At 74.1% G+C, this 20,919-nt stretch carries 21 protein-coding genes; 12 read left to right on the top strand and 9 right to left on the bottom strand.

The window, feature by feature from the left end; genetic code table 11:
- The first annotated feature begins 8 nt into the window (after positions 1-8).
- The 3 genes from ACFV4G_RS33290 to ACFV4G_RS33280 all read left to right on the top strand — a co-directional run bounded on the left by ACFV4G_RS33290 (position 9) and on the right by ACFV4G_RS33280 (position 3,852).
- On the top strand, positions 9-188 hold the full coding sequence (locus tag ACFV4G_RS33290) for a glycosyltransferase (protein ID WP_380445908.1): 180 nt from the start codon (positions 9-11) through the stop codon (positions 186-188).
- Positions 189-278: 90 nt separating this feature from the next.
- Entirely contained in the window at positions 279-629 is a 351-nt protein-coding gene (locus ACFV4G_RS33285; RefSeq protein WP_380445907.1) for a hypothetical protein, read from the top strand.
- A gap of 121 nt (positions 630-750) precedes the next feature.
- The gene (locus ACFV4G_RS33280) at positions 751-3,852 is read left to right on the top strand and encodes an ATP-binding protein (RefSeq protein WP_380445906.1); all 3,102 of its coding nucleotides are present in this window, start codon (positions 751-753) and stop codon (positions 3,850-3,852) included.
- Positions 3,853-3,991: 139 nt separating this feature from the next.
- Here the strand turns inward: ACFV4G_RS33280 and ACFV4G_RS33275 are convergent, their stop codons facing one another.
- From ACFV4G_RS33275 to ACFV4G_RS33265, 3 genes are all read right to left on the bottom strand, one after another.
- Positions 3,992-5,080: a hypothetical protein gene (locus tag ACFV4G_RS33275; protein ID WP_380445905.1), complete on the bottom strand. Its 1,089-nt coding sequence runs from the start codon at positions 5,078-5,080 to the stop codon at positions 3,992-3,994.
- A gap of 11 nt (positions 5,081-5,091) precedes the next feature.
- Positions 5,092-5,448, bottom strand: a complete 357-nt coding sequence (locus tag ACFV4G_RS33270; protein ID WP_380445904.1) for a nuclear transport factor 2 family protein — start codon at positions 5,446-5,448, stop codon at positions 5,092-5,094.
- Positions 5,449-5,679: 231 nt separating this feature from the next.
- Positions 5,680-7,206, bottom strand: coding sequence for an FMN-binding glutamate synthase family protein (locus tag ACFV4G_RS33265; RefSeq protein ID WP_380445903.1), 1,527 nt, complete (start codon positions 7,204-7,206; stop codon positions 5,680-5,682).
- Between the two features lie 270 nt (positions 7,207-7,476).
- Here ACFV4G_RS33265 and ACFV4G_RS33260 point away from each other — a divergent pair, with 270 nt between their 5' ends.
- Positions 7,477-8,526, top strand: a complete 1,050-nt coding sequence (locus ACFV4G_RS33260) for a hypothetical protein (protein WP_380445902.1) — start codon at positions 7,477-7,479, stop codon at positions 8,524-8,526.
- A gap of 57 nt (positions 8,527-8,583) precedes the next feature.
- Here the strand turns inward: ACFV4G_RS33260 and ACFV4G_RS33255 are convergent, their stop codons facing one another.
- Positions 8,584-8,790: a ferredoxin gene (locus tag ACFV4G_RS33255; RefSeq protein WP_380445901.1), complete on the bottom strand. Its 207-nt coding sequence runs from the start codon at positions 8,788-8,790 to the stop codon at positions 8,584-8,586.
- An 8-nt stretch (positions 8,791-8,798) separates the two neighbouring features.
- Entirely contained in the window at positions 8,799-9,908 is a 1,110-nt protein-coding gene (locus ACFV4G_RS33250) for a cytochrome P450 (RefSeq protein ID WP_380445914.1), read from the bottom strand.
- Positions 9,909-10,724: 816 nt separating this feature from the next.
- On the opposite strand from ACFV4G_RS33250, the gene ACFV4G_RS33245 reads away from it, so the two are divergent.
- Complete coding sequence (locus ACFV4G_RS33245; protein ID WP_380445900.1) at positions 10,725-11,105, top strand: ArsR/SmtB family transcription factor; 381 nt, start codon at positions 10,725-10,727, stop codon at positions 11,103-11,105.
- A 15-nt stretch (positions 11,106-11,120) separates the two neighbouring features.
- Here ACFV4G_RS33245 and ACFV4G_RS33240 read toward each other — a convergent pair whose 3' ends face one another.
- On the bottom strand, positions 11,121-11,495 hold the full coding sequence (locus ACFV4G_RS33240) for a hypothetical protein (RefSeq protein WP_359970277.1): 375 nt from the start codon (positions 11,493-11,495) through the stop codon (positions 11,121-11,123).
- Positions 11,496-11,725: 230 nt separating this feature from the next.
- Here ACFV4G_RS33240 and ACFV4G_RS33235 point away from each other — a divergent pair, with 230 nt between their 5' ends.
- From ACFV4G_RS33235 to ACFV4G_RS33215, 5 genes are read left to right on the top strand one after another with little or no spacing between them, the layout of a single operon-like run.
- Positions 11,726-11,920 carry a hypothetical protein gene (locus tag ACFV4G_RS33235; protein WP_380445899.1) on the top strand — a complete coding sequence of 65 codons (195 nt, stop codon included), beginning with the start codon at positions 11,726-11,728 and terminating at the stop codon, positions 11,918-11,920.
- A 3-nt stretch (positions 11,921-11,923) separates the two neighbouring features.
- Positions 11,924-13,636: a SulP family inorganic anion transporter gene (locus ACFV4G_RS33230; RefSeq protein ID WP_380445898.1), complete on the top strand. Its 1,713-nt coding sequence runs from the start codon at positions 11,924-11,926 to the stop codon at positions 13,634-13,636.
- A 22-nt stretch (positions 13,637-13,658) separates the two neighbouring features.
- Positions 13,659-14,144, top strand: coding sequence for an ATP-binding protein (locus tag ACFV4G_RS33225; protein ID WP_380445897.1), 486 nt, complete (start codon positions 13,659-13,661; stop codon positions 14,142-14,144).
- An 8-nt stretch (positions 14,145-14,152) separates the two neighbouring features.
- Positions 14,153-14,374, top strand: a complete 222-nt coding sequence (locus ACFV4G_RS33220; protein WP_380445896.1) for a hypothetical protein — start codon at positions 14,153-14,155, stop codon at positions 14,372-14,374.
- A 4-nt stretch (positions 14,375-14,378) separates the two neighbouring features.
- Complete coding sequence (locus tag ACFV4G_RS33215) at positions 14,379-14,744, top strand: zinc ribbon domain-containing protein YjdM (protein ID WP_380445895.1); 366 nt, start codon at positions 14,379-14,381, stop codon at positions 14,742-14,744.
- A 279-nt stretch (positions 14,745-15,023) separates the two neighbouring features.
- Here ACFV4G_RS33215 and ACFV4G_RS33210 read toward each other — a convergent pair whose 3' ends face one another.
- Entirely contained in the window at positions 15,024-15,650 is a 627-nt protein-coding gene (locus ACFV4G_RS33210) for an FMN-binding negative transcriptional regulator (RefSeq protein WP_380445894.1), read from the bottom strand.
- 66 nt (positions 15,651-15,716) lie between these two features.
- On the bottom strand, positions 15,717-16,424 hold the full coding sequence (locus ACFV4G_RS33205) for a pyridoxamine 5'-phosphate oxidase family protein (RefSeq protein ID WP_380445893.1): 708 nt from the start codon (positions 16,422-16,424) through the stop codon (positions 15,717-15,719).
- Positions 16,425-16,459: 35 nt separating this feature from the next.
- Between ACFV4G_RS33205 and ACFV4G_RS33200 the strand changes: the two genes are divergently transcribed.
- Both ACFV4G_RS33200 and ACFV4G_RS33195 read left to right on the top strand, forming a co-directional pair.
- Entirely contained in the window at positions 16,460-17,797 is a 1,338-nt protein-coding gene (locus ACFV4G_RS33200; protein WP_380445892.1) for an aminotransferase class I/II-fold pyridoxal phosphate-dependent enzyme, read from the top strand.
- A 274-nt stretch (positions 17,798-18,071) separates the two neighbouring features.
- Positions 18,072-19,268 (top strand): GDSL-type esterase/lipase family protein, encoded by a 1,197-nt coding sequence (locus ACFV4G_RS33195; RefSeq protein WP_380445891.1) that lies wholly within the window; start codon positions 18,072-18,074, stop codon positions 19,266-19,268.
- 99 nt (positions 19,269-19,367) lie between these two features.
- On the opposite strand, the gene ACFV4G_RS33190 is transcribed toward ACFV4G_RS33195, so the two are convergent.
- Positions 19,368-20,726: an NAD(P)/FAD-dependent oxidoreductase gene (locus tag ACFV4G_RS33190; protein ID WP_380445890.1), complete on the bottom strand. Its 1,359-nt coding sequence runs from the start codon at positions 20,724-20,726 to the stop codon at positions 19,368-19,370.
- Positions 20,727-20,919: the final 193 nt, after the last annotated feature.

Genomic DNA, 20,919 nt, shown 5'->3' with positions numbered 1-20,919 from the left:
ATCGCCGCATGCGCATTCTGATCATCACCGCCGGTTCCCGGGGGGACGTCGCGCCGTACACGGGCCTGGGGCGCCGCCTGCTGGAAGCGGGCCACCAGGTGGCCGTGGCCGCCCACCCGTTCTTCGCCGCGCTCGTCGGCGGGTGCGGCCTCGGCTTCCGGCCCGTGCCGGTGACCCGCACGGGCTGATCCGGGACCGCGCCCGGGCCGCGTCGCGCGAGGAGGTCCGGGCGCTGACGAGGGCGTACGCGGACGGACTCGCCGGCGGTCGCGGACGCGGTGGCCGACGGGACCGACCTGCTGCTCACCGCCTTCGGCCCGGCACCGCTCGGCCGGACGGCGGGCGAGGCGCTCGGCGTCCCCGTCATCGGCGCCTACCTGGTGCCGGCGATCGCCACCGCCGAATTCCCGCTGCCCAACGCTCGGGACACCGGCGCGGGTAACCTCGCCGCGGGCCGGGACGTGCTGCAGCGCGCCGAACGTGCCTTCGCAGGCGCAGCAACCCGCCTGCGCGCCCTCTTTGGCCTGCCCGCCGACCCGTCCCGCGGCCGCGGCGCGGCCGAGCTCGCCCGTGGGATCGCCGCGGAGGACGGCGCCGTTCCGCTCCTCGCCCGCATCGGTCGTGGGTAGCCACGCGGCCTCTTCTGGCAAGTTCTCGTCAAGCCGCCCCGGAAGATCACCTCGCCCGGTAGGGTCCCGACTTGTTACCGGGGAGTAGCCACTGGGGTGACCCGGGTGTGGGGGTGTGTGGGTGACGACGTTGGGCCGGCTGCTGCGGGAGCTGCGGCGTGCTGCGGGACTGACTCAGGAGGAACTTGCCGAGGCCGCGGGGTTGGCGGCCAGATCGATCAGGGATCTGGAGCGGGGCCGCCGGGAGCGGCCGCAGCGCCGCACCCTGGAGGTGCTGGTGTCGGCGCTGGGCCTGGCGGAGGCGGAGGCCGCCGCGCTGTTCGCGGCCGGCCGCTCCGGCGGGCCGGCCGGCTCCCGCGTCGACGACCGGGCGAAGAGAGCCGAACTGCTCGACCGGCAGGGCCAGTTGGAGGCCCTGGAACGCGCGGCCGGTGACGCCCGGGCCGGTCGGGGCGGGGTCGTGCTGGTGCGCGCGGGCGCGGGTATGGGGAAGACCTCGCTGCTGAACGCCTGGGCCGCCGCCGAGCAGGCGCGCGGGTTCCGGGTGGTCCGGGCGGCCGGGGGAGAGCTGGAGCGGGACTTCGCCTTCGCGGTGCTGCGGCAGCTGGCCGATCCGCTGCTGGCCCGCGCCGGTGCGGCCGGCCGGGAGCGGCTGCTGTCGGGCCCTGCCGCGCCGGCCTCGCACGTCCTGCGCTTGGACGGTGTGGACGGCGTGGACGGCGAGGGCGGAGGTTTGTCGCCCGAGGCGTCCCTGGGTGTGCTGCACAGCCTGTACTGGCTGATGGTGCACGTCACGGACGACGGGCCGGTCGCCCTCGTGGTCGACGACGCCCACTGGGCGGACGGCCCGTCCGTCCGGTGGCTGGACTACCTGGCGCGGCGCCTGCGCGGCCTCCCGCTGCTGCTGGTGCTGGCGGCCCGGCCGCACAGCGGGACGGAGGCCGAGCCGTTCCTGGAGCGGATCGCCGGGCAGCCGGACTGCCTGCCCGTCGACCTGCCGGCGCTGGACGCCGGCAGCGTTGCCGGGCTGGTGGGCGCGAGCCTGGGGCGCGACGCCGGGCCGCGGTTCGTCGCCGCCTGTGCCGAGGCGAGCCAGGGAAACCCGCTGCTCCTGCGGGAGTTGCTCCGGACCCTGGCCGACAACGGGATCGAGCCCGAGGACGGCCACGCGCCCCTGGTCGAGGAGTTCCGGGGCAGGATCCTGGCGGCCACCGTGGTCAAGCGGCTGGCGGGCCAGCCCGAGCCGGCCCGTCGGCTGGCCCGGGCCCTGGTGGTGCTGGGCGACGGCGTCGCCTGGCACCACGCGGCCGAACTGGCGGGGCTCGGTGAGGCGCAGGCCCGCGAGCACGGCCGCCGTCTGCGGCGGATCGGGGTGCTGGCGCCCGGCGAGGTGGCACGGTTCGACCACCCCCTGGTCCGGGCCGCGATCGCCGAAGCCGTCGTCAGCCCGGTGGAGTCGGCCGCCGCACACGCGCAGGCGGCCGAACTGCTGCGACGCGAGGGCGCGGGCGAGGACGTGGTGGCCACCCACCTGCTGCTGGCCGAACCGAGCGGCGAGGCCTGGCGGGTGGAGGCACTGCGGGAGGCCGCACGGGTGACACGCGGCCGAGGCGCGCCGGAGATCACCGCGACCTACCTGCGCCGGGCCCTGCGGGAGCCGATGCCCGCCGACCGGCGCGGCCCGCTGCTCCTGGAGCTGGGCGCGGCCGAGCTGCAGGTCGACGTCGCCGCGGCCAGGCATCAACTGGCCCGGGCCTCGGAGGCGTTGACGGACCCGTACGCCCGGGCCGAGGCGGCCTACCTGCTCGCGAACGCGCTGTTCCTCGGGCACCGGCACGCCGACGCGACCGAGGTCCTCACCCGCGCGGTGGAGGATCTGCGGCAGGCGGAGGACGGCACCGGGATCGCCCGTGAGGTGTCGTGGTACCTCCAGGCCCAGATGCTGGTGATCGGGTACGAGCAGTTGTCCACCGTGCCCGCGGCCCGGGAACTGGCGGGCCGGCTGTGGGAGGAGAAGCTTCCCGGTGACACGCCGGGCGAGTGCGCGGTCCTGGCCGCGCTGTCCGCTTCGGGAGTCACCGGTGACGCCAGTGCCGCGGTCACCGACGACCTCCTCGACCGGGCCCTGCGCGGCGGGCTGGCGGGCGTGGACCAGGCGCAGATGCTCGTCAGCCTGGCCGGCCTGTCCTTCGTCACCACCGACCGGCTCGACGACGCGGCGGCGCGCTTCGACCACATCGCCGAGGTGGGCGGGCGCTGGGGCTCGTTCCTGATGGTGTCGGCGGCGATGGTGTGGCAGCTGACGGTCCGGCTGCGCCGGGGGCGGATCCCGTCCCTCACGCCGGACTTCGGTCATCCCGCCACGACGGCGGGGGAGGGCCTGGAGCCCCGGGTGCGGCTGGCGCTGATGGCCCAGACGGGGGAGGCGCTGATCGAGCGCGGCGAGCTCGCCGCGGCGGCGGGCGTCCTGGTGCCGGACGCCGACACCGAGCGGGTGGGCTGGACGTGGCAAGGCCCGATGGTCCTCGCCCGCAGCCGCCTGCACGCGGCGCGGCGCAATCCGGCGGCCGCGCTGGCCCTCCTGCTGGAGTACGGCGCGCAGGAGAAGCGGGCGCGGGTGTCCAACCTGGCCATGACGCCCTGGCGTTCGCGTGCCGCGCTGCTGCACCTGGCGCTCGGGCAGCGGGAAGAGGCGTTCCAACTCGCGACCGAAGAGATGGAGTTGGCTCACCACTGGGGCACCGATCGGGTGATCGGCGTGGCGTCGCGCTGCCTGGGCGTCGTCGTGGGCGGCCCCGAGGGGGAGGCCCTGCTTCGGGAGGCAGTCACCGTGCTGGAGCGGTCCCCGGCCCGGATGGAACTCGCCCGCGCCCAGTACGAGTTGGGGGTGGCCCTGACCCGCACCGGCGAGACCGATCGGGCCCGCCACGTCCTCACCGAGGCGCTGGACCTCGCCGGGACCTGCGGCAGCGTCCTGCTGGCCGGCCGGGTCCGCCGGGCGCTGGCCGCCGTGGGGGTGCGGCCGGAGGCCGAGCGGGCGGTGGCGCCGAGCCTGTCGCTGACCGAGTACCGGCTGCTGGAGCTGATCGGCGCCGGTCACAGCGACCGCCAGGTCGCGCAGGCCCTGCTGCTGACCCCGCAGGACGTGACCGGCATGGTGGAACGCGTGGTCCGTGCGCTGGGCGTGACCGGCCGGGCGGACCTGGGAGCGCACTCCCGGTAGGCGTCGGGGGGGGGGGGGGGGGGGGCGCCCCCCGCGGGGGGGGGGGGCGCCCCGCGGGGGGGGCGCGGGGGCGAGGCCCCCGCCCCCCCCCCTGGCCCCCCCCGCGGGGGGGGGCCCCGCCCCCGTTCAGCGGGTCTCCTTACCGGAACTGCTCCCACGGCCCGATGCCGTCGGCCCGGGCGCGCAGCTCGCCGTAGCTGTCCCCGCCGTAGGCGAGTTCGGCGGACACGTACTTCCCGTTCGCCGCCGACTTGACGGCGTAGGTGCCGCCGCCCACGGGCTCGACGGTGTACTGCTCCCACGGACCGAGGACGTCGGCGCGGGCGCGCAGTTCGGCGTAGTCGGTGCCGCCGAAGGCGAGCTCGGCCGAGACGAACCGGCCGTTGGCGGCCGACCGGATCGCGTACAGGCCGTTGCGGTTGTTGCGGCACAGGTTGTACTGCTCCCACGGGCCGACGCCGCCGGAGCGGGCGCGCAGCCCGGCGTAGGCGTCGCCGCCGCGGGCGAGTTCGGCCGACACGAACAGGTTGTCGGCGGCCGACCGCACCGGGGTGGACTCCGTCACGCAGGCGGTCTCGTCCGGTGCGCCGTTGCCCAGCGTGCCGTTCAGGTAGGTCTGGTAGGCCTGGAGCGCCGCGACGGACCGGTCGAGACCGGGCGCGGCGACCGGGAGTTCGTTCCAGGTCAGCTCGCGCTGGTAGCCGTGCCGCCAGCCCCGGGTGTGCACCCCGTCGGTGCGCGGGGTGTCGCTGCCCGGGTCCTTGGCGTCGATGTTCTGCCCGTTGTCCTCGAAGGACTGCAGCGCGTAGGCGCCCCAGTCCTCGGCGCCGCCCCAGGCGAACAACTGGAGGTAGGGCGTCGGGTAGTTGAGGCTCTGCATCGTGATCGCGCCCTCGTTGCCGCCCACGTAGCCCGCGACCTTCTGCTTCGCCGGGTTGAAGAGCGCGAAGCGGCCGCGGTCCCCGATCCGGATCCACTGGCAGTACGGGTCGGAGGCGTCGAACTGCCGCAGCCGGACGGTGTCGTCCGAGGCGCTGGCGCACAGGTCGTGATCGGGCCAGGCGCCGCTGGTGAGGTAGATCGGCCCGGTCACCGACTGCGTCCAGGTGGCCGCCGAGGCCGGCGTCGCGGGCAGGCCGGCCACGCCGACCGCGGCCAGGCCGGCGGCGACGGCGGCGGTCCGCAGGCGCCGCGCGACGGAGCCGGCGGTGCGCAGGAATCCACTCATGGTCGGTCTCCTCAGCTCTTCGGGGTGAGCGCGTAGTGGACGGTCTGGGTCTGGATGAGCCCGTCGCGGAAGACGAACGTGTCCACGCCGTGCGCCCGGTTGGTGTCGGAGTCGGCGTACCAGTCCAGGAAGAGGACGTCGCCCTCGAAGGTCTGGGTCACCAGGTCCCACTCGGCCTTCGGGAGGTCGGCGAACAGCCGGGCGAAGCCCTCGCGCACGCCGTCCCGGCCGTGCCGGACGCCGGCGGGGGTGATGAAGGCCGCGTCGGGGGCGTAGTTCGCGGCGATTCCGTCGAGGTCCTGGGCGAGGAGCGCCTTGCCGTGGCTGCGGAAGATCTCCTGGGGGGTTCGGGCACTGGGGTCGTTCATACGCGGCACCTTCCTGTCCTCGGTGAGGGGGATGGTCACTTGACCGCGTTCAGCAGAACATCGCGGCGGCCGGGTGGACCAGGAAGAAGCACCGGACGGTTCACCGGAAGGACGACCGGAAGAACCCGCGAACCCGCAGGCCGGCAACGGAACTTCCGCCCGGAGAACGCCACGAGCCCTGCCACCGGGTCGACCCGGTGACAGGGCTCGGTAGGTGCCGGCGCCGGAGCGTCAGACGGCGGGCTTGGCGGTGAGCAGTTCGGTGATCTCCTTGGCGAGGTGCGGGCCGAGCTCGCCCCAACCCTCCTTGTAGCCGTAGACGCCGGCCAGCGAGCGGGCCTCGTAGTCGCCGTTCATGATCTCGATGTCGTTGGCCGTGATGAGGCCCGGGTGCGCGACGCCGAGGGCGCCCGAGACCTTGAGCAGCTCCCGGCGCAGCGTGCGCAGGTAGACGGCGGCGCGGGTGGACTTCGAGGCCGGGTCCAGGCCGCGGGCCAGCCACTGGTTCTGGGTGGCGATGCCGGTGGGGCACTTGTCGGTGTGGCACTTCTGCGCCTGGATGCAGCCGATCGACAGCATGGCCTCGCGGGCCACGTTGATCATGTCGGCGCCCAGGGCGAACGCGACCGCGGCGTTCTCGGGCAGGCCGAGCTTGCCGGAGCCGATGAACGTGAGCTCGTCGGTCAGTCCGAGCTCGGCGAAGGTCCCGTACACGCGGGAGAAGCCCATCCGGAACGGGAGCGCCACCGAGTCGGCGAAGATCCGCGGCGCCGCGCCGGTGCCGCCCTCGCCGCCGTCGACGGTGACGAAGTCGACGCCGCGGTCTCCGCGGGCCATCAGCGTGGCCAGCTCCTGCCAGAACTCCAGCTCGCCGACCGCGCTCTTGATCCCGACCGGCAGGCCGGTCTCGGCGGCCAGCAGCTCGACGAAGTCGAGCATCGAGTCGACGTCGCCGAACGCGGTGTGCCGCGACGGGGAGGCGCAGTCCCGGCCGGCCGGGATGCCGCGGATCGCGGCGATCTCCTCGGTCACCTTCGAGCCCGGCAGCATGCCGCCCAGGCCCGGCTTGGCGCCCTGCGAGAGCTTGATCTCGATCGCCTTGACCGGGGCGCTCGCGACGACCTCCTTGAGCTTGTCGAGGTTGAAGGTGCCGTCCTCGTTGCGGCAGCCGAAGTACGACGTGCCGATCTGGAGCATGAGGTCGCCGCCGTTGCGGTGGTACGGCGACAGGCCGCCCTCGCCCGTGTTGTGCATCGTGCCCGCGAGTGCCGCGCCCTTGTTGAGCGCGGTGATGGCCGCGCCGGAGAGCGACCCGAAGCTCATCGCGGATATGTTCACGACGCTCGCCGGCCGGAAGGCCTTCGCCCGTCCGCGCGGCCCGCCCAGCACCTTGGCCGAGGGCAGCGGGGCCTGCGGGTCGTGGGCGTCGGGCAGGGCGCCGGCGAACGTGCGCTGCTTCAGGTAGGCGTGCCCCTGCACGTGTGCGACGTCGACCTCGGTGCCGAACCCGAAGTAGTTGTTCTCCTCCTTCGCCGACGCGTAGATCCAGGTGCGCTGGTCACGGCTGAAGGGGCGCTCCTCCTCGTTGGAGGTCACGATGTACTGCCGCAGCTCGGGCCCGATCGTCTCCAGCAGGTACCGCGCGTGGCCGAGCACCGGGAAGTTCCGGAGCAGCGCGTGCTTCTTCTGCATGAGGTCGCGGGCGGCCAGGAGCGCCACCGCTGTCGCGGCGGCCGCGCCGATCTTCCGGGCGTGCATGGACGTTCCTCCTCGATGCGCGGCCCCATCGCCGTCGGCGGAGCCGTGCTGCCGTGTTGTGCATGGCCTTGGACGACGGGCGCGGCCGGTCAGGCACGGCGTCCGCCGAAGAATCCGGACCGATCCTAGGAGTCGTCCATGAGGCGCCCGTGAGCAGGGTGCCGGGAGCGCCGGCCGGCCTGGAAAACCCGTACCCGGGCCCGGTGACCGAACGCTACGATCTTCACCGAACGCACACCTGTGCGACGGAGTTCGTAGAGAAGCAGGTTCATGCCCCACCCGTTCGTCATCGTCACCCTCCTCGTCCTCGTCATCCGGCTGGGCCTCTGGCTGAACAAGCAGCGCAAGGCCGACGCGGGCCGAGAAGCGCCCGCGGCGGGTCTGGTGCCGCGCGCCGAGCTGGTCGAGGTGGGCAGCGAGCCCACCGACCCGGCGGCGCGTGCCGCGCTGGACGCGGCCCGTGCGGGCGACTGGCGGCCCGCCGCCGCGTACCTCTCGGGCGATGAAGGTGACTGGAGTGCCCGCTACGCCCGGATGAACCCGTTCGGCGAGCTCGCGGCCACCGACGACCTGTGGCTCTGGCAGTGGCGCAAGGAGCAGCCCGACAGCCCCGAGGCCGCCCTGGTGCACACCTGCGCCCTGGTCAAGCGGGCGTGGGAGATCCGCACCGGGCAGTACGCCTCCGAGGTGACCCGGGAACAGGCCACGGGCTTCCACCAGGTGCTGCAGGAGGCTGCTGAGGCGTCGCACGAGGCGATCCGGCTGGCCCCGGCCGACGACCCGAACCCGTGGGCGGCGCAGCAGGCGATCGCGATGGGCCAGGGCTGGTCGCGCGAGCGCTACCGCGAGCTGTGGGCGGAGATCGTGGCCCGCGAGCCCCACCACTTCGGCGCGCACACCGCCGCGCTGCAGTACTGGTGCGCGAAGTGGCGCGGCAGCGACGAGTTGATGCACGGGTTCGCCGACGAGGCGATCGCCGGCGCGCCGGCCGGCAGTCTGCTGACGGTGCTGAAGCTGCGGGCGTACTGGGAGCAGGTGCTGCGCGACAAGTCCGCGGCCACGCTCTACCGGTCCGCCGAGTTCACGGCCGCCCTGGACGCGGCCCTGGCCGACCTCGCGGCCGCCGACCCGGCCCACCCCGGCACCGTCCCGTCCCGCGGCTGGATCGCCCACGGCCTGATCGAGAACGGCCGCCCGGCGCAGGCCCTCGAGCTGTTCCGCGGGATGGGCCGGGAGATCGCGGGCCCGTGGATCTACTACGGGAACCCGGCCGCCGTCTTCGACGCCGCCCGCACCAAGGCCGCCCGCGCGGCGGCCTGACCGGCCCCGCCGCGGCGCTGCACGGCGGGGCCGCTCACCCCTTCGCGTCGGGCCGGTTCAGCTCGCGCGGACGGTGATCGCCTGGACGGGGCACCCGAGCACCGCCTCCCGCAGCAGCGCGTCGTCGGCCCGCGTCGCGCCGCCGGGGAGCAACTCGGCGACTCCGTCGTCGTCCTGGGTGAACACGTCGGGTGCGAGCCGCGTGCACGTCGCCGCGCCGATGCAGCGGCCGGCATCGATCTCGATGCTGCCGTTGACGTCCATGGGGCCTCCTACCAGGCGACGGGCAGCTCGGACACGCCGCCCTGGAGCACGTACGGGGGATCGGCCTTCACCTGCTCGACCGGCACCGCCAGCCGGAGCGTCGGAACCCGGCGGAGCAGGACGCTCAGCGCCGTCCCGGTCACCGCCCTCGCCAGGTTCTGGCCCACGCACTGGTGGACCCCGAACCCGAAGGCGACGTGCCGCCCGGCCCGGCGGCCGACGTCCAGGGCATCGGGGTCCTCCCAGGCGCCGGGGTCGCGGTTCATCAGCATGAGCGAGATCAGGACGCCCTCGCCCGCCTCGATCGTGTGCCCGGCGATCTCGATGTCCGCCGTGGCCACGCGGGGCAGGATGTCGATCACCGACGTGAGGCGCGTGAGCTCGTCGACCGCGCCGGGGATCGACTCCGGTCCACCGCGCAGCCGTTCGAGTTGCTCCGGGTGCGCCAGCAGCGCGAACACCGAGGCGGCGACGGTGCTGGACGTGCTGTCGTCCCCGCTGGCCATGAGCACCATGCAGAGCGCGACGAGCTCATCGCGATCCATGCCGCCCTCCGCGACCGGTCCCGCGAGCAACTCGTCGATCAGCCCGGTGCCGGGCCGCTGCTCCTTGCGGGCGACCACGGCCCGCAGGCGATCGAGGATCTCGCCGAGGATCCGCTGCGCCGCCCCCGCCTCGTCCCCGACGGCGGGGGAGAGCAGGCGCCGGCTGCGCGTCCCGATGTAGTGCCCGTCCTCCTCGGACACGCCCAGCAGCGCGAGGTTGGCCGCGCACGCGAGCGGCAGGGAGAAGGCGGGGACGAGGTCGGCCCGGTCCCCGCCGGCGAGCATCGCGTCGACGAGCGCCTCCGCGGTCCGCTCGATCCCCGGGAGCAGCGCGGCGATCCGCCGGACGCCGAAGGCGGGGATGACGAGCCGCCGCTGGTGCGCGTGCTCGGGATCGTCCACACCGCTCAACGGCGGCGTGAACCCGCCCGCCGACTGCTCGGCGAACTGCGGGGCCAGAGCGGGGAAAGCCGGGTGCAGGACGCTGACGGACAGCCGGGCATCGAGGAGCAGGGCCCGCCCCTCGGCACTTCCGGAGGCCAGCCAGACCTCCCGGCCGTCGTAGAGGGTCACCCGCGACAAGGGCCCCTCCGCCCGCAACCGGTCGTAGCCGTCGGGCATGCGGAACGGACATTCCCGCGCCATCGGGTAGGCGGGAGCCCCGACTTCGCTCGAACGGGTGCCGGCCGGTGTCACGGGCTTCCTCGCCTTCCGCCCGGGAGGGCGGCCAAGGAGCCGGACCGGTCCGGTCGCTCCCTTGGCCCGTCCCAAATCCGGGCACATGGTGCCGATGCGAATCAACGGGGCGATCATGCCAGATCCGCCACCGGAGCAGCGGCGGTGGACCACGGCCGACTCGATAGTGCGGAAAGCCGCTCAAATGACCATCGGACACGCGGACTTGGCTACCGGCCCCGGGGTACGCACGCGAGAGGCCGCCCCGGCGTCGGTTCCGGGGCGGCCTGGCGGCGCCGGCCCGCTTCCGGAGGGCTGGCGCATGATGACCTTAGCAGTTGCTAATATCGTCAACTGCATGCGGGGTCGGGGCGCGGAAACGCGTATCTCACCGTGGTGCCGCACGGCCGTGCCGTCCGCTCCGTGTCCGGCGCGGGCAGTGGTTGGTGTCTCTCGGCCCGCGCCGGGCGGGCGTGGCCGGGGTGGTGCCGCGGGCGCTTCCGACGTCCGATCCGTCCCGATGGTCGCGGGGGCGCATGCAGGCTCGCCGCCGCTCCTGGAGTTGTGCCTGGGGGCGGCGGCGGGTGCGCGGCCGGGCCGTCCGCCCGGTACGGGGCTGACCTGCGCGTCCGTCCCGTCGGTTGCTAAGGTCAACTCCTTGACGAAGATCGATCGAGATCGACGACGATCGGCCCGGACGGAGACGGTGACGACGTGAACGCCGAAACGCCCACCCCGCCTCCCGTGGTCGGCACCCCGCTGTACCAGCTGAAGGCGGAGTTCTTCAAAACCCTCGGCCACCCCGTGCGCATCCGCGTCCTGGAGCTGCTGAGCGAGCGCGAGCACGCCGTCGCCGAGATGCTGCCCGAGGTCGGCGTCGAAGCCTCCCACCTGTCCCAGCAGCTCGCCGTGCTGCGCCGCTCCAACCTGGTGATCGCCCGTCGCGAGGGCTCGACCGTCTACTACCGCCTCACCAACCCCCAGGTCGCCGAGCTCCTGCGGGTCGCCCGCGCCATCCTGGGCGGCGTCATCAGCGGCCAGGCCGAGCTCCTCAACGGCCTGCTCGCCCAGCCCGAGGGACCCGCCCGGCCGTAAGGCCCGCCCTCCGGCTCAGACCACCAGCTCCTCGTCGATGCGCCGCACCTGATGCCGCGCCATCGCCAGGTTCGCCCGGGTCCGCTCCAGCACCAGGTACAGGAACAGCCCCTTCCCTCCCGGCGACGTCAGCGGGCGCACGAGGTGGTACTGGCGGGTGAGCGTCGTCAGGCTGTCCTCCAGCTTCTCCCCGAGCAGCCCGAGCGCGTCCGCCGCCCGCTGCTGCGCCCGTACGACGTCGGTGGCGCCGGCCGCGGCGACCTGGAGGTCCAGGCCGGAGGCCTCGCCCAGCGTGCCGAGCGCCATCCCGCTGGTGGCGTCGACCAGGGCCACGCCCACCGCCCCGTCGATCGCCATCGCGTCCTTGAGTGCGCCCTCGATGCCTGCCATCCGAACAAGTCCTCCCGACCGTCTCGCGTCGTGGCCGGCCGTCTGCCGACCGCGCACCGAGCGTAGGCACCGGGCGCTTCGTGGTCGTCGTTTTGACCGTTACTGATCACAACAGATCGCTACTGTCGGAATCCATCACATGCGAAAGCAGCGACTTGAAAAATTCTTCATATCCATACATGCTGTCGTGACGTTGGACCGGCAACGGCGGGGGAGAGGAGCGGACGGCTGTGACCGCAGCGTTCGACGAGGAACTGCGCGAACAACTGGCCCGGGCGCGCGAGGAGCTGCGGCAGGCCCGCGCCGACCGGGACGACGAAGGAGCCCAGGCCTACGCCGGGCGCGTCGCCACCCTGCTGTGGATCGCGTCCGCCCATGGGATCGACCTGCCGCACACCGCCGAAGAAGAGCAAGGAGAGGGCTGAACGATGGCCGTCCGCACGGTCCTCGACGCCGTCCGTGACCGGGCCGGATCCGTGCTGCCCACCCGGCGGGTCCTCGCGACCATGGGCCGCTCGCCCCGCAAGGACCTGGTCGCCGGGCTCACGGTGGCCGTGGTCGCGCTGCCGCTCGCGCTCGGCTTCGGCATCTCCTCCGGCGCCGGCGCCGAGGCCGGACTGGCCACCGCCGTCGTCGCGGGCGCACTCGCCGCCGTCTTCGGTGGTTCCGACGTCCAGGTCTCCGGCCCGACGGGCGCCATGACCGTCGTCCTGGTCCCGATCGTCGCGCGCTACGGCACCGGCGGCGTGCTCACCGTCGGGCTGCTCGCCGGGGCGGTCCTCATCGCGCTCGCCCTGCTGCGCGCCGGTCGCTGGATGGCCTACGTCCCCGTGCCCGTCGTCGAGGGCTTCACCCTCGGCATCGCCGGCGTCATCGCCCTCCAGCAGGTGTCCGGCGCGCTCGGCGTGAGGAAGCCGGGGGGCGACAACCCGGCCGTCGTCGCCGCGCAGGCGGCCCGCGACTTCGCCGCCGCGCCGCACTGGGCGGCGATCGGCGTGGCCCTCGCGGTCGCGGCCGTGATGCTCGTCGGCGTACGGCTGCGGCCCGCGCTGCCGTTCTCGCTGATCGCCGTCGTCGCCGCGACCGTCACCGCCGGGCTCGCCGGCCTCCCCGTCGCCACCATCGGGCACGTGCCCGCGGGTCTCCCGGCGCCCTCGCTCGACTTCCTCGACCCCTCGGCCGTCCCGGCCCTGCTGCCCTCCGCCCTGGCCGTCGCCGCGCTGGCCGCGCTGGAATCCCTGATGTCCGCCACCGCCGCCGACGCGATGAGCGTCTCCGAGCGCCACGACGGCGACCGCGAACTGTTCGGCCAGGGCCTGGCCAACCTCGCGGCCCCGCTGTTCGGCGGCGTCGCCGCCACCGGCGCGATCGCCCGCACCGCCGTGAACGTCCGCTCCGGCGCCGTCTCCCGGCTCGCGGCCCTCGTTCACGCCGCCGTCCTCGCGGTGATCGTCTTCGCCGCCGCACCGCTCGTCGCCGGGATCCCGCTGGCCGCGCTCGCCGGGGTGCTGATCGCGACCGCGGTACGGATGGTCCAGGTCGGCTCGCTGCGCGCGCTCGCCCGCTCGGGGCGCGGCGAGGCCGCCGTCCTCGTCCTCACCGCCGCCGCCACGCTCGCCTTCGACCTCGTCACCGCCGTCGCGATCGGCCTGCTGGTCTCCGGTGCCCTGGCGCTCGCCGCGGTGGCGAAGGCGGCCCGGGTCGAGCGGGTCCCGCTGCACGCGGGCCTTCCCCCGGCCGACCACCACGACGAGGAGCGGGCGCTGCTCGCCGAGCACATCGTCGCCTACCGCATCGACGGCCCGCTGCTGTTCGCGGCCGCGCACCGCTTCCTGCTGGAGCTGACCGAGGGCGCCGAGGCGAAGGTCGTGATCCTCCGCATGTCGCGGGTCAGTGCGATCGACGCGAGCGGTGCCACCGTCCTCGGCGACGCCGTCGCCCGACTCCGGGGGCGCGGCACGCTCGTCCTCGTCTCCGGCATCCGCGACGAGCACCATCGGCCCCTCGACGCGCTCGGGGTGCTCGACCGGCTCCGCGTCGACGGGCACATATTCGACAGCACGCCGGAGGCCATCGCCTTCGCCCGTACCCACTTGCCCAGCCGGGCCTTGTCCGGCGGCCCCTCCGGAGCGTCCCGTTGACCGAACTCGCCGAGGGCGTACGGTGATCCGCCGCTGGCGCGATCGGCGGTACCGCGACCACCGCTCCGCCGAGCCGGCAGAGCCCGCCGACCACCACCGCAGCTACCGGATGAGCCTGGCCGGCACCTGGCCGGCCGCCCGGACGAGCCGTCGGATCACGGTCACCGTGCTCACGGGGTGGGGCGTGCCGCCGAAGACGGTCGTGCACGACGCCGCCGTCTTCGCCATCACCGAGTTGGTCACCAACGTGGTCCGGCACGCCGGTTCGCGCTCGCCGTTCTTCGACCTGCTGCTGGCCATGACCGACACCCACCTCGAAGCCGGTGTGCGCGACGGGCACCCGGGCTTGCCCGACATCCCGCGCGCGGGTGACACGGGCGGCCTGGCGGACGTGGCCGGCCTCGTCCGTCACCTCGGCGGCGGCCTGAAGATCCAGCCCGCGCCGGACGGTGGCAAGACCGTCTACGTCCGCCTGCCGCTCAGCCCGTCGACCGCGATCCCGCAGTAAGGCCGCCCTTGCACTTCACCATCACCGAATACGACGACCACGGCGCTCCCGCCGGCCCGCGGACCGTCGACCTGCCGGCGCTCCGGACCGTCCTCGCCGAAGCCGCCACCACGGGCCGGCGCCTGCACATACGCCCGGCGCTGCGGCGCTCCGCGACCGCGCCTCGAAGAACCGCCGTCAGACACCCGCTGACCTCGGAAAACACCCCTGAGAACGACTGGATATCCTGATCACATGAGCGACAACCTCCCCCCGTGCCCGCAGTGCTCCAGCGAGTACACCTATGAGATGAACGCCCTCATGGTCTGCCCGGAGTGCGGCCACGAGTGGGTCCCCGCCGGCGCCGGTGCCGGCGAGGGCGCTGCGGCCGCGGCCGGCGAGCGCGTGATCAAGGACGCCGTCGGCAACGTGCTGGCCGACGGCGACACCGTGACCGTCGTCAAGGCCCTCAAGGTCAAGGGCAGCGTCTCCGGCATCAAGGCGGGCACCAAGGTCCGCAACATCCGCCTCGTCGACGGCGTCGACGGCCACGACATCGACTGCCGCATCGAGGGCTTCGGCGCGATGCAGCTCAAGTCCAGCGTGGTGAAGAAGGCCTGAGCCGCTCCGCCCGGCCACGGGGCCGGCGGGGGGCGGGGCCCCGGGCCCCGCCGGGCGGGCAGGGTACGTCTCACATTCGACCAGTGGCGGGGGGCCGAGGCCCGGTTTCGTGGGCCGATCGGGTGATGCCGTGTCAGGCGGGTGGCCGGGTGGCCGGGTGGCCGGGTGGCCGGGTGTGCGGCCTGTGGTCGGGCGGCCGGGTGTGCGGTCTGTGGTCGGGCGCTGGGCGCTGGGCGCGGGGTGGGGCGTGCGGCCCGTGTGCTCCGGGGTGACGCGGGCTCAGCCGGCGGTGCGCCGCTGGTTGCGGCGCAGCAGCTGGGTGCGGGCCAGGGTGTCCTGGCCGCCGCCGCGTTCGGCGAGGCGTTCGGCGATCGCGTGCTGCTCGTCGGCCGGCTTCTTGTCGTCGTACTTGAACTTGGCGCGCACCTGGAGGATCGTCAGGCGCAGTCCGCGCAGGCCCGGGAGCAGCCGGGAGAACTCCCCCTCGCCCGGGACGACCCGGGTGTCCGGGGTCTCGGGCTGGAAGTGTGCCAGCTGGCGGTTGAGGATCTCGGCCTTCCCCGCGGCCGACTCGACGATCTCCGCCGTGCACTGGAAGTGGACGGACGCGTAGTAGCTGGTGGGCGTGCCGGGTGCGCCGCGCCAGTGGCCGGGGGCGAAGGCGTAGCCGTCGGTGACCGCGAGGGTGACGTGCGGGTCGGCCCGGACGGCGGCGAGCAGCGGGTTGGGCGCGGCGAGGTGCAGCAGGATCTCGCCGCGGTCGGCGTCGAGCAGGAAGTGCGTCGGGACCAGGACGGGGCCTTCGCCCTGCCCGCCGTTGGCGGCGAGCAGGCCGAAGTCCCGGCCCTCGGCGAGCCAGGCGCGCCACTCGGCCTCGTCGCCGCGGTCCCAGGAGCGGATCAGCATGACGCGTTCTCGTTCTCGTTCTGGGTCTGAGTCTGGGTCTGGTCGTGCATCGGCGGGGTGCCTTCGTCAGCCGGCCAGCTCGCGCAGGTGCGCGGGGAGCGGGACGGTGGTGGAGGCGGCCGGGGCGGGGGTGCCGAAGCCGCTGGTGACGGGGACGACGCCGGCCCAGTAGGGCAGGTCGACGTCCTCAGGCTCGTCGTTGGCGCCGTCGTCGCGGGACTTGGCGGAGACCTCGTCCAGGTCGAGGCGGATCACGGCGGTGGCGGCGAGCTCCTTGGCGTTGGCCGGGCGGACCTCGGCGGAGCGGCCGGGGACGGTCTGGTCGACCAGCGCGTCCAGGGCGACGTTCAGCTCCTCCGGGTCGGTGACCTGGTGGGCGGTGCCGTGCGCCACCACCGAACGGAAGTTGACGGAGTGGTTGAACGCGGACTTGGTCAGCACGAGCGCGTCGACGAGGGTGACGGTGACGCAGACCTTCAGGCCCTCGTCGTCCTTGGCACCGCGCATCGGGCGGCTGCCCGTCGAGCCGTGGACGTAGAGGCGGTCGCCGACGCGGGCGTAGATCGTCGGCAGGACGACCGGTGCGCCGTCGGCGACGAAGCCGAGGTGGCAGAGGTAGGTGCTGTCGAGTATCGCGTGGATCGCGTCCCGCTCCCAGGTGGCGCGGTCCTTGTAGCGCGTCGGCGTGGTGCGGGCGGTGCGGGCGTAGGTGGCACCGGTGGTGGTGGCGGCGGTGGCGTCCGACGTGGTGCTGTCCGTGGCAGGGACCGACATGACAAACCTCTATGTACTAGTGCATAATTTGCTTTGTGCTAGGAGACTATCCGCTGAAAGGGCGACGCGCCAGCGAAATCGCGGCCCACATCGAACAGGGCGTCAGTGGCGGGCAGCTCGCGCCCGGAACCGCGCTCCCCCCGCTGCGCGACCTCGCCGCCGAGCTCGGCGTCAACGCCAACACCGTCGCCGCCGCCTACCGCCTGCTGCGCGACCGCGGCGTGATCGAGACCGCCGGCCGCAAGGGCAGCCGCATCCTGCCCCGGCCCGCCCTCACCACCCGCGACCAGATCCGCGTGCCCGTGCCCCCGCACGCCCGCGACCTGTCCGCCGGCAACCCCGACCCGGGCCTCCTGCCCGACCTCGCCCCGGCCCTCGCCGCCGCGGCGGAGGCGGCCCGCGCCGAGCCCGTGCTCTATGGCCACCCCTCCGTCGACCCGGGCCTGCTCGCCCTCGCCCGCGCCTCCTTCGAGGCCGACGGCCTGCCCGGCGGCCCGATCGCCGTCGCCTCCGGCTCCCTCGACACCGTCGAGCGCATCCTCGGCACCCGGCTGCGCCCCGGCGACGCGGTGGCCGTCGAGGACCCGGGCTGGGGCAGCCTGCTCGACCTGCTGCCCGCGATGGGCCTGCGGCCCGCGCCCGTCCGGCTCGACGACGAGGGCCCGCTGCCCGACTCGCTCGCCGCGGCGCTCGACGAGGGCGCCCGCGCCGTGATCGTCACCAGCCGGGCCCAGAACCCGACCGGCGCCGCACTCACCGCCGCCCGGGCCGCGGCGCTGCGCGAGGTGCTGGCCGGGCACCCCGACGTGCTGCTGATCGAGGACGACCACGGGCACGGCATGGTCGACCAGGCCTACCACCCGCTGGCCGGCGCCGGTTCGCGGCACTGGGCGGTCGTGCGCTCGGCGGCCAAGGCGTACGGGCCCGACCTGCGGCTGTCCGTCGCGGTCGGTGACGCGGACACCATCGGGCGCGTCTCCGGGCGGCTGCGGCTCGGCGCGGGCTGGGTCAGCCACCTGCTCCAGCGGACGGTCGCCGAGCTCTGGCGCACCGGCGCGGCGCCCGTCGCCACCGTGGCCGCCGTCTACCGGGCCCGCCGGGACGCGCTGCTCGGCGAGCTCGCGGCGCGCGGCATCGCGGCGCACGGCGAGAGCGGGCTGAACGTCTGGGTGCCCGTGCCGGACGAGACCTCCGCGCTCACCGCGCTCGTGCAGCGCGGATGGGTCGCGGCGCCCGGCGCGCGGTACCGGATCCAGTCGCCGCCCGGGATCCGGATCACCACGGCCGACCTCCGGCCGGACGAGGCGCCGCGGCTGGCGGACGACCTCGCGGCGGTGCTCGGGGCGGGCGGGGGCGGGTCGCGGCTGGTGTGAGTGCGGCGGGTGTGGCGGGTGTGGCGGGTGCGGGTGTCGCGGGTGCGGCGGGTGCGGGTGGCCGGGGCGGGGGTTCGGGGAGGGGGATCGGTGGCCGAGCGGGTGGGGGCTGGTCTGAACCCGTGGGTAACAAAGCGGGAAACCTGCTGCACGTACCTAGCGGTAACCAGCTCTGTCATGCCATCTTCATCGCGCCACCGGCGCCGGCGGCCTACCCTCACACGCGTCTTCCCGTCCCCACACCACGGGGAGACCGAGCCGCAGGAGTTCCGCCGTGCCCGAAAACGGTTCGAGAAACACCCGCACGACCCCGCGACTCGCCCGCAGGCTGCTCACCGCGGCCTTCGCCCTCCCGCTCGCGATCGGCGGCGGTGTCGCCGTCGCCGCGCCCGCATCCGCCGCCTCCGCCGCGGCGCCGAGCGGGCCCACCGCCAGCGTCACGCTCGGTGACAGCTACATCTCCGGCGAAGCCGGCCGGTGGATGGGCAACTCCGCCGACGGCAGCGGCGACCGGAGCGGCACCGACCGTGCCTGGAACGGAAGTTCCTACGACCCGAGCGCCGTCTACGGTGCCACCGCCGCCAACGGCTGCGACCGCTCCGACGTCGCCGAGGTGACCGGTGCGTCCTCTGTGGCGGCCAAGCAGATCAACCTGGCCTGCTCGGGCGCCGTCACCAACAACGTCTTCCGCGCCTCCAGCGGCGGCCAGTCGCTCAAGGGCGAGGCGCCGCAGGCCGACCAGCTCGCCGCCGTGGCCGCGCAGAACGACGTCAAGCTGATCACGCTGTCGATCGGCGGCAACGACCTCGGGTTCTCCGGCGTCATCTCCAGCTGCGTCCAGGACTACCTCGTCTGGTACAGCTACTGCCACGGCTCGCAGCAGTCCGCGATCGACTCGAAGATGCCGGCGGCGATGGCCGGCGTCGGCAAGGCGATCGACGAGATCCGTGCGGTGATGACCAACGCGGGCTACGGGCAGGGGACTTACCGTCTCGTGCTGCAGTCCTACCCGTCCCCGATCCCGCGCAGCTCCGAGATGCGCTACCCCGAGAGCGGCTGGACCCGCTCCAACACCGGCGGCTGCCCGTTCTGGGACGGCGACGCCGACTGGGCGCGCGACTCGATGGTGCCGCAGGTCTCCAAGGCGCTGGCGCAGGTCGCCGCGGCCAAGGGCGTCCAGTTCCTCGACCTCTCCGACATGCTGCAGGGGCGCGAGGTCTGCTCCACGGCCACCCAGCAGCCGACCACGGACGCCGCGCCGTCCGCGGCCACCAGCGAGTGGGCACGCTTCCTCGACGGCGGGCTCAACACCACCCAGGGCGCGCTGCAGGAGTCGATGCACCCGAACTACTACGGGCAGCAGGCGCTGGGCAGTTGCCTCACCCAGCTGTTCGCGCGGAGCAGCGGGAACTACGCGTGCCGCAACACGGCCGGGCAGGACGCGAGCGGGATGTACCTGGCCGCCGAGTGACGTTTTGCGATGTGACGCGATGTGACCCGATGTGACGTGGCGCGACGTGGCCCTGGCCTTCCCCGTGTGGAACGGGGGAGGCCAGGGCCCCTCGGGTCCTCAGCCCTTCGCGAGCAGCGCCTGGGCGTGTGCGCGGACCTGATCCTTCGTCAAGTACGCGTCCGTGTACTCGAAATCCTGCAGTCGGGCGGGCTGGCGGGCCAGGAAGCCCGTGCGGACGAAGTCGTCGCCGGCCGTCGCGTTCAGCAGCCAGTTCGCGCCCACCCGGAACTTCGCCACGTTGGTGCGCATCGCCATCAGGTGGTAGCCGCGGGCCACCAGCTGCGCCGGCACCCCGCGCAGCTCGACGCCGACCGGCTTCGACACCGCGTCCTTGCCGCCCAGGTCGACCACCAGGCCCAAGTCCTTGTGGTAGTACGGCTCCAGCGGCTGGTGGCGGAGCGAGGCGATCACGTTGTTCGCCACCGCGCGGCCCTGCCGGGCCGAGTGCTGGGCGGTCGGCGGACACACCGCGCCGTCGCCCTTCGCGAGGTCCGGGACGGCCGCGGCGTCGCCCAGCGCGAACACCCCGTCGAACTGCGGCACCCGCATCTCCGCCGTCACCGCGATCCGGCCCCGCACCGTCTCCGCGTCCAGCGTGCCGATCAGCGGGCTCGCGGCGACGCCCGCCGTCCAGATCAACGTCCGGCAGGGGAGCACCCGGCCGTCGGTGAACTTGACCGACTCGGCGCCGACTTCGGCCACCGACACGCCCAGCGACACCTCGATGCCGCGCGCCCGCAGCACCTCCAGCGCTGCCGTGCCGAGGGCGTCGCCGAGTTCGGGCATCAGCTTCGGGGCGATGTCGATCAGGTGCCACTTGATCTGCCGCGCGTCCAGCCGCGGGTAGCGGCGGGCCGCGGCGGTCGTCAGGCGCTGCAGGCAGGCCGCCGTCTCGGTGCCCGCGTAGCCGCCGCCCACCACGACGAACTGCAGCCGGGACTCGCGCTCGTTCTGGTCCAGCGTCGTGGAGGCCAGGTCGAGTTGGGCGATCACGTGGTCGCGGACGTAGGCGGCCTCGGCGAGCGTCTTCATGCCGCGGGCGTAGTCGGTGAGGCCCGGGATGTCGAACGTGCGGGTGACGCTGCCCGGGGCGAGCACGAGGATGTCGTACTTCTGCGCGATCACCTCGTCGGTGATCTTCCGGACGACGCAGACCTTGGACACCGGGTCCACCCCGATGGCCCCGCCGGGCACGATGTGGGTCCGGCGCAGGCTGCGGCGCAGCGACACCGCCACCGACTGCGGCGTCAGGACGCCGGCGGCGACGTGCGGCAGCAGCGGCAGGTAGAGCTGGTAGCTGAACGGCGTGACCAGCGAGATCTCGGCCTCGGAGGGCGCCAGCTTGTGTTCGAGGCGGCGGGCGCACTCCAGGCCGGCGAAGCCACCGCCCACGATCAGGATCCGGGGTCGTTCCATCGCTCATCCCTTTACCGTGCGGGTCTTACCGGGAGGGGTCCTTGGTGCTGTCCGCCACACTCGCATGGGGGAGGGGTGGGTGCCACTGGGGTGGGGCGGATGGGGGCCGCTGCGCGGGGCTTGGGTGCGGGGTGGGCTTTCGGGTGGGTGGGGGGTGCCGGGGGTGGCTGCGGGGGTGGCCGCTCCGGGGGCT

It is taken from the genome of Kitasatospora sp. NPDC059747, from assembly GCF_042732955.1.
Lineage (GTDB): Bacteria > Actinomycetota > Actinomycetes > Streptomycetales > Streptomycetaceae > Kitasatospora.
Note: the sequence above shows the minus strand (reverse complement) of the source record. Positions and strands in the feature narration are given on the sequence as shown.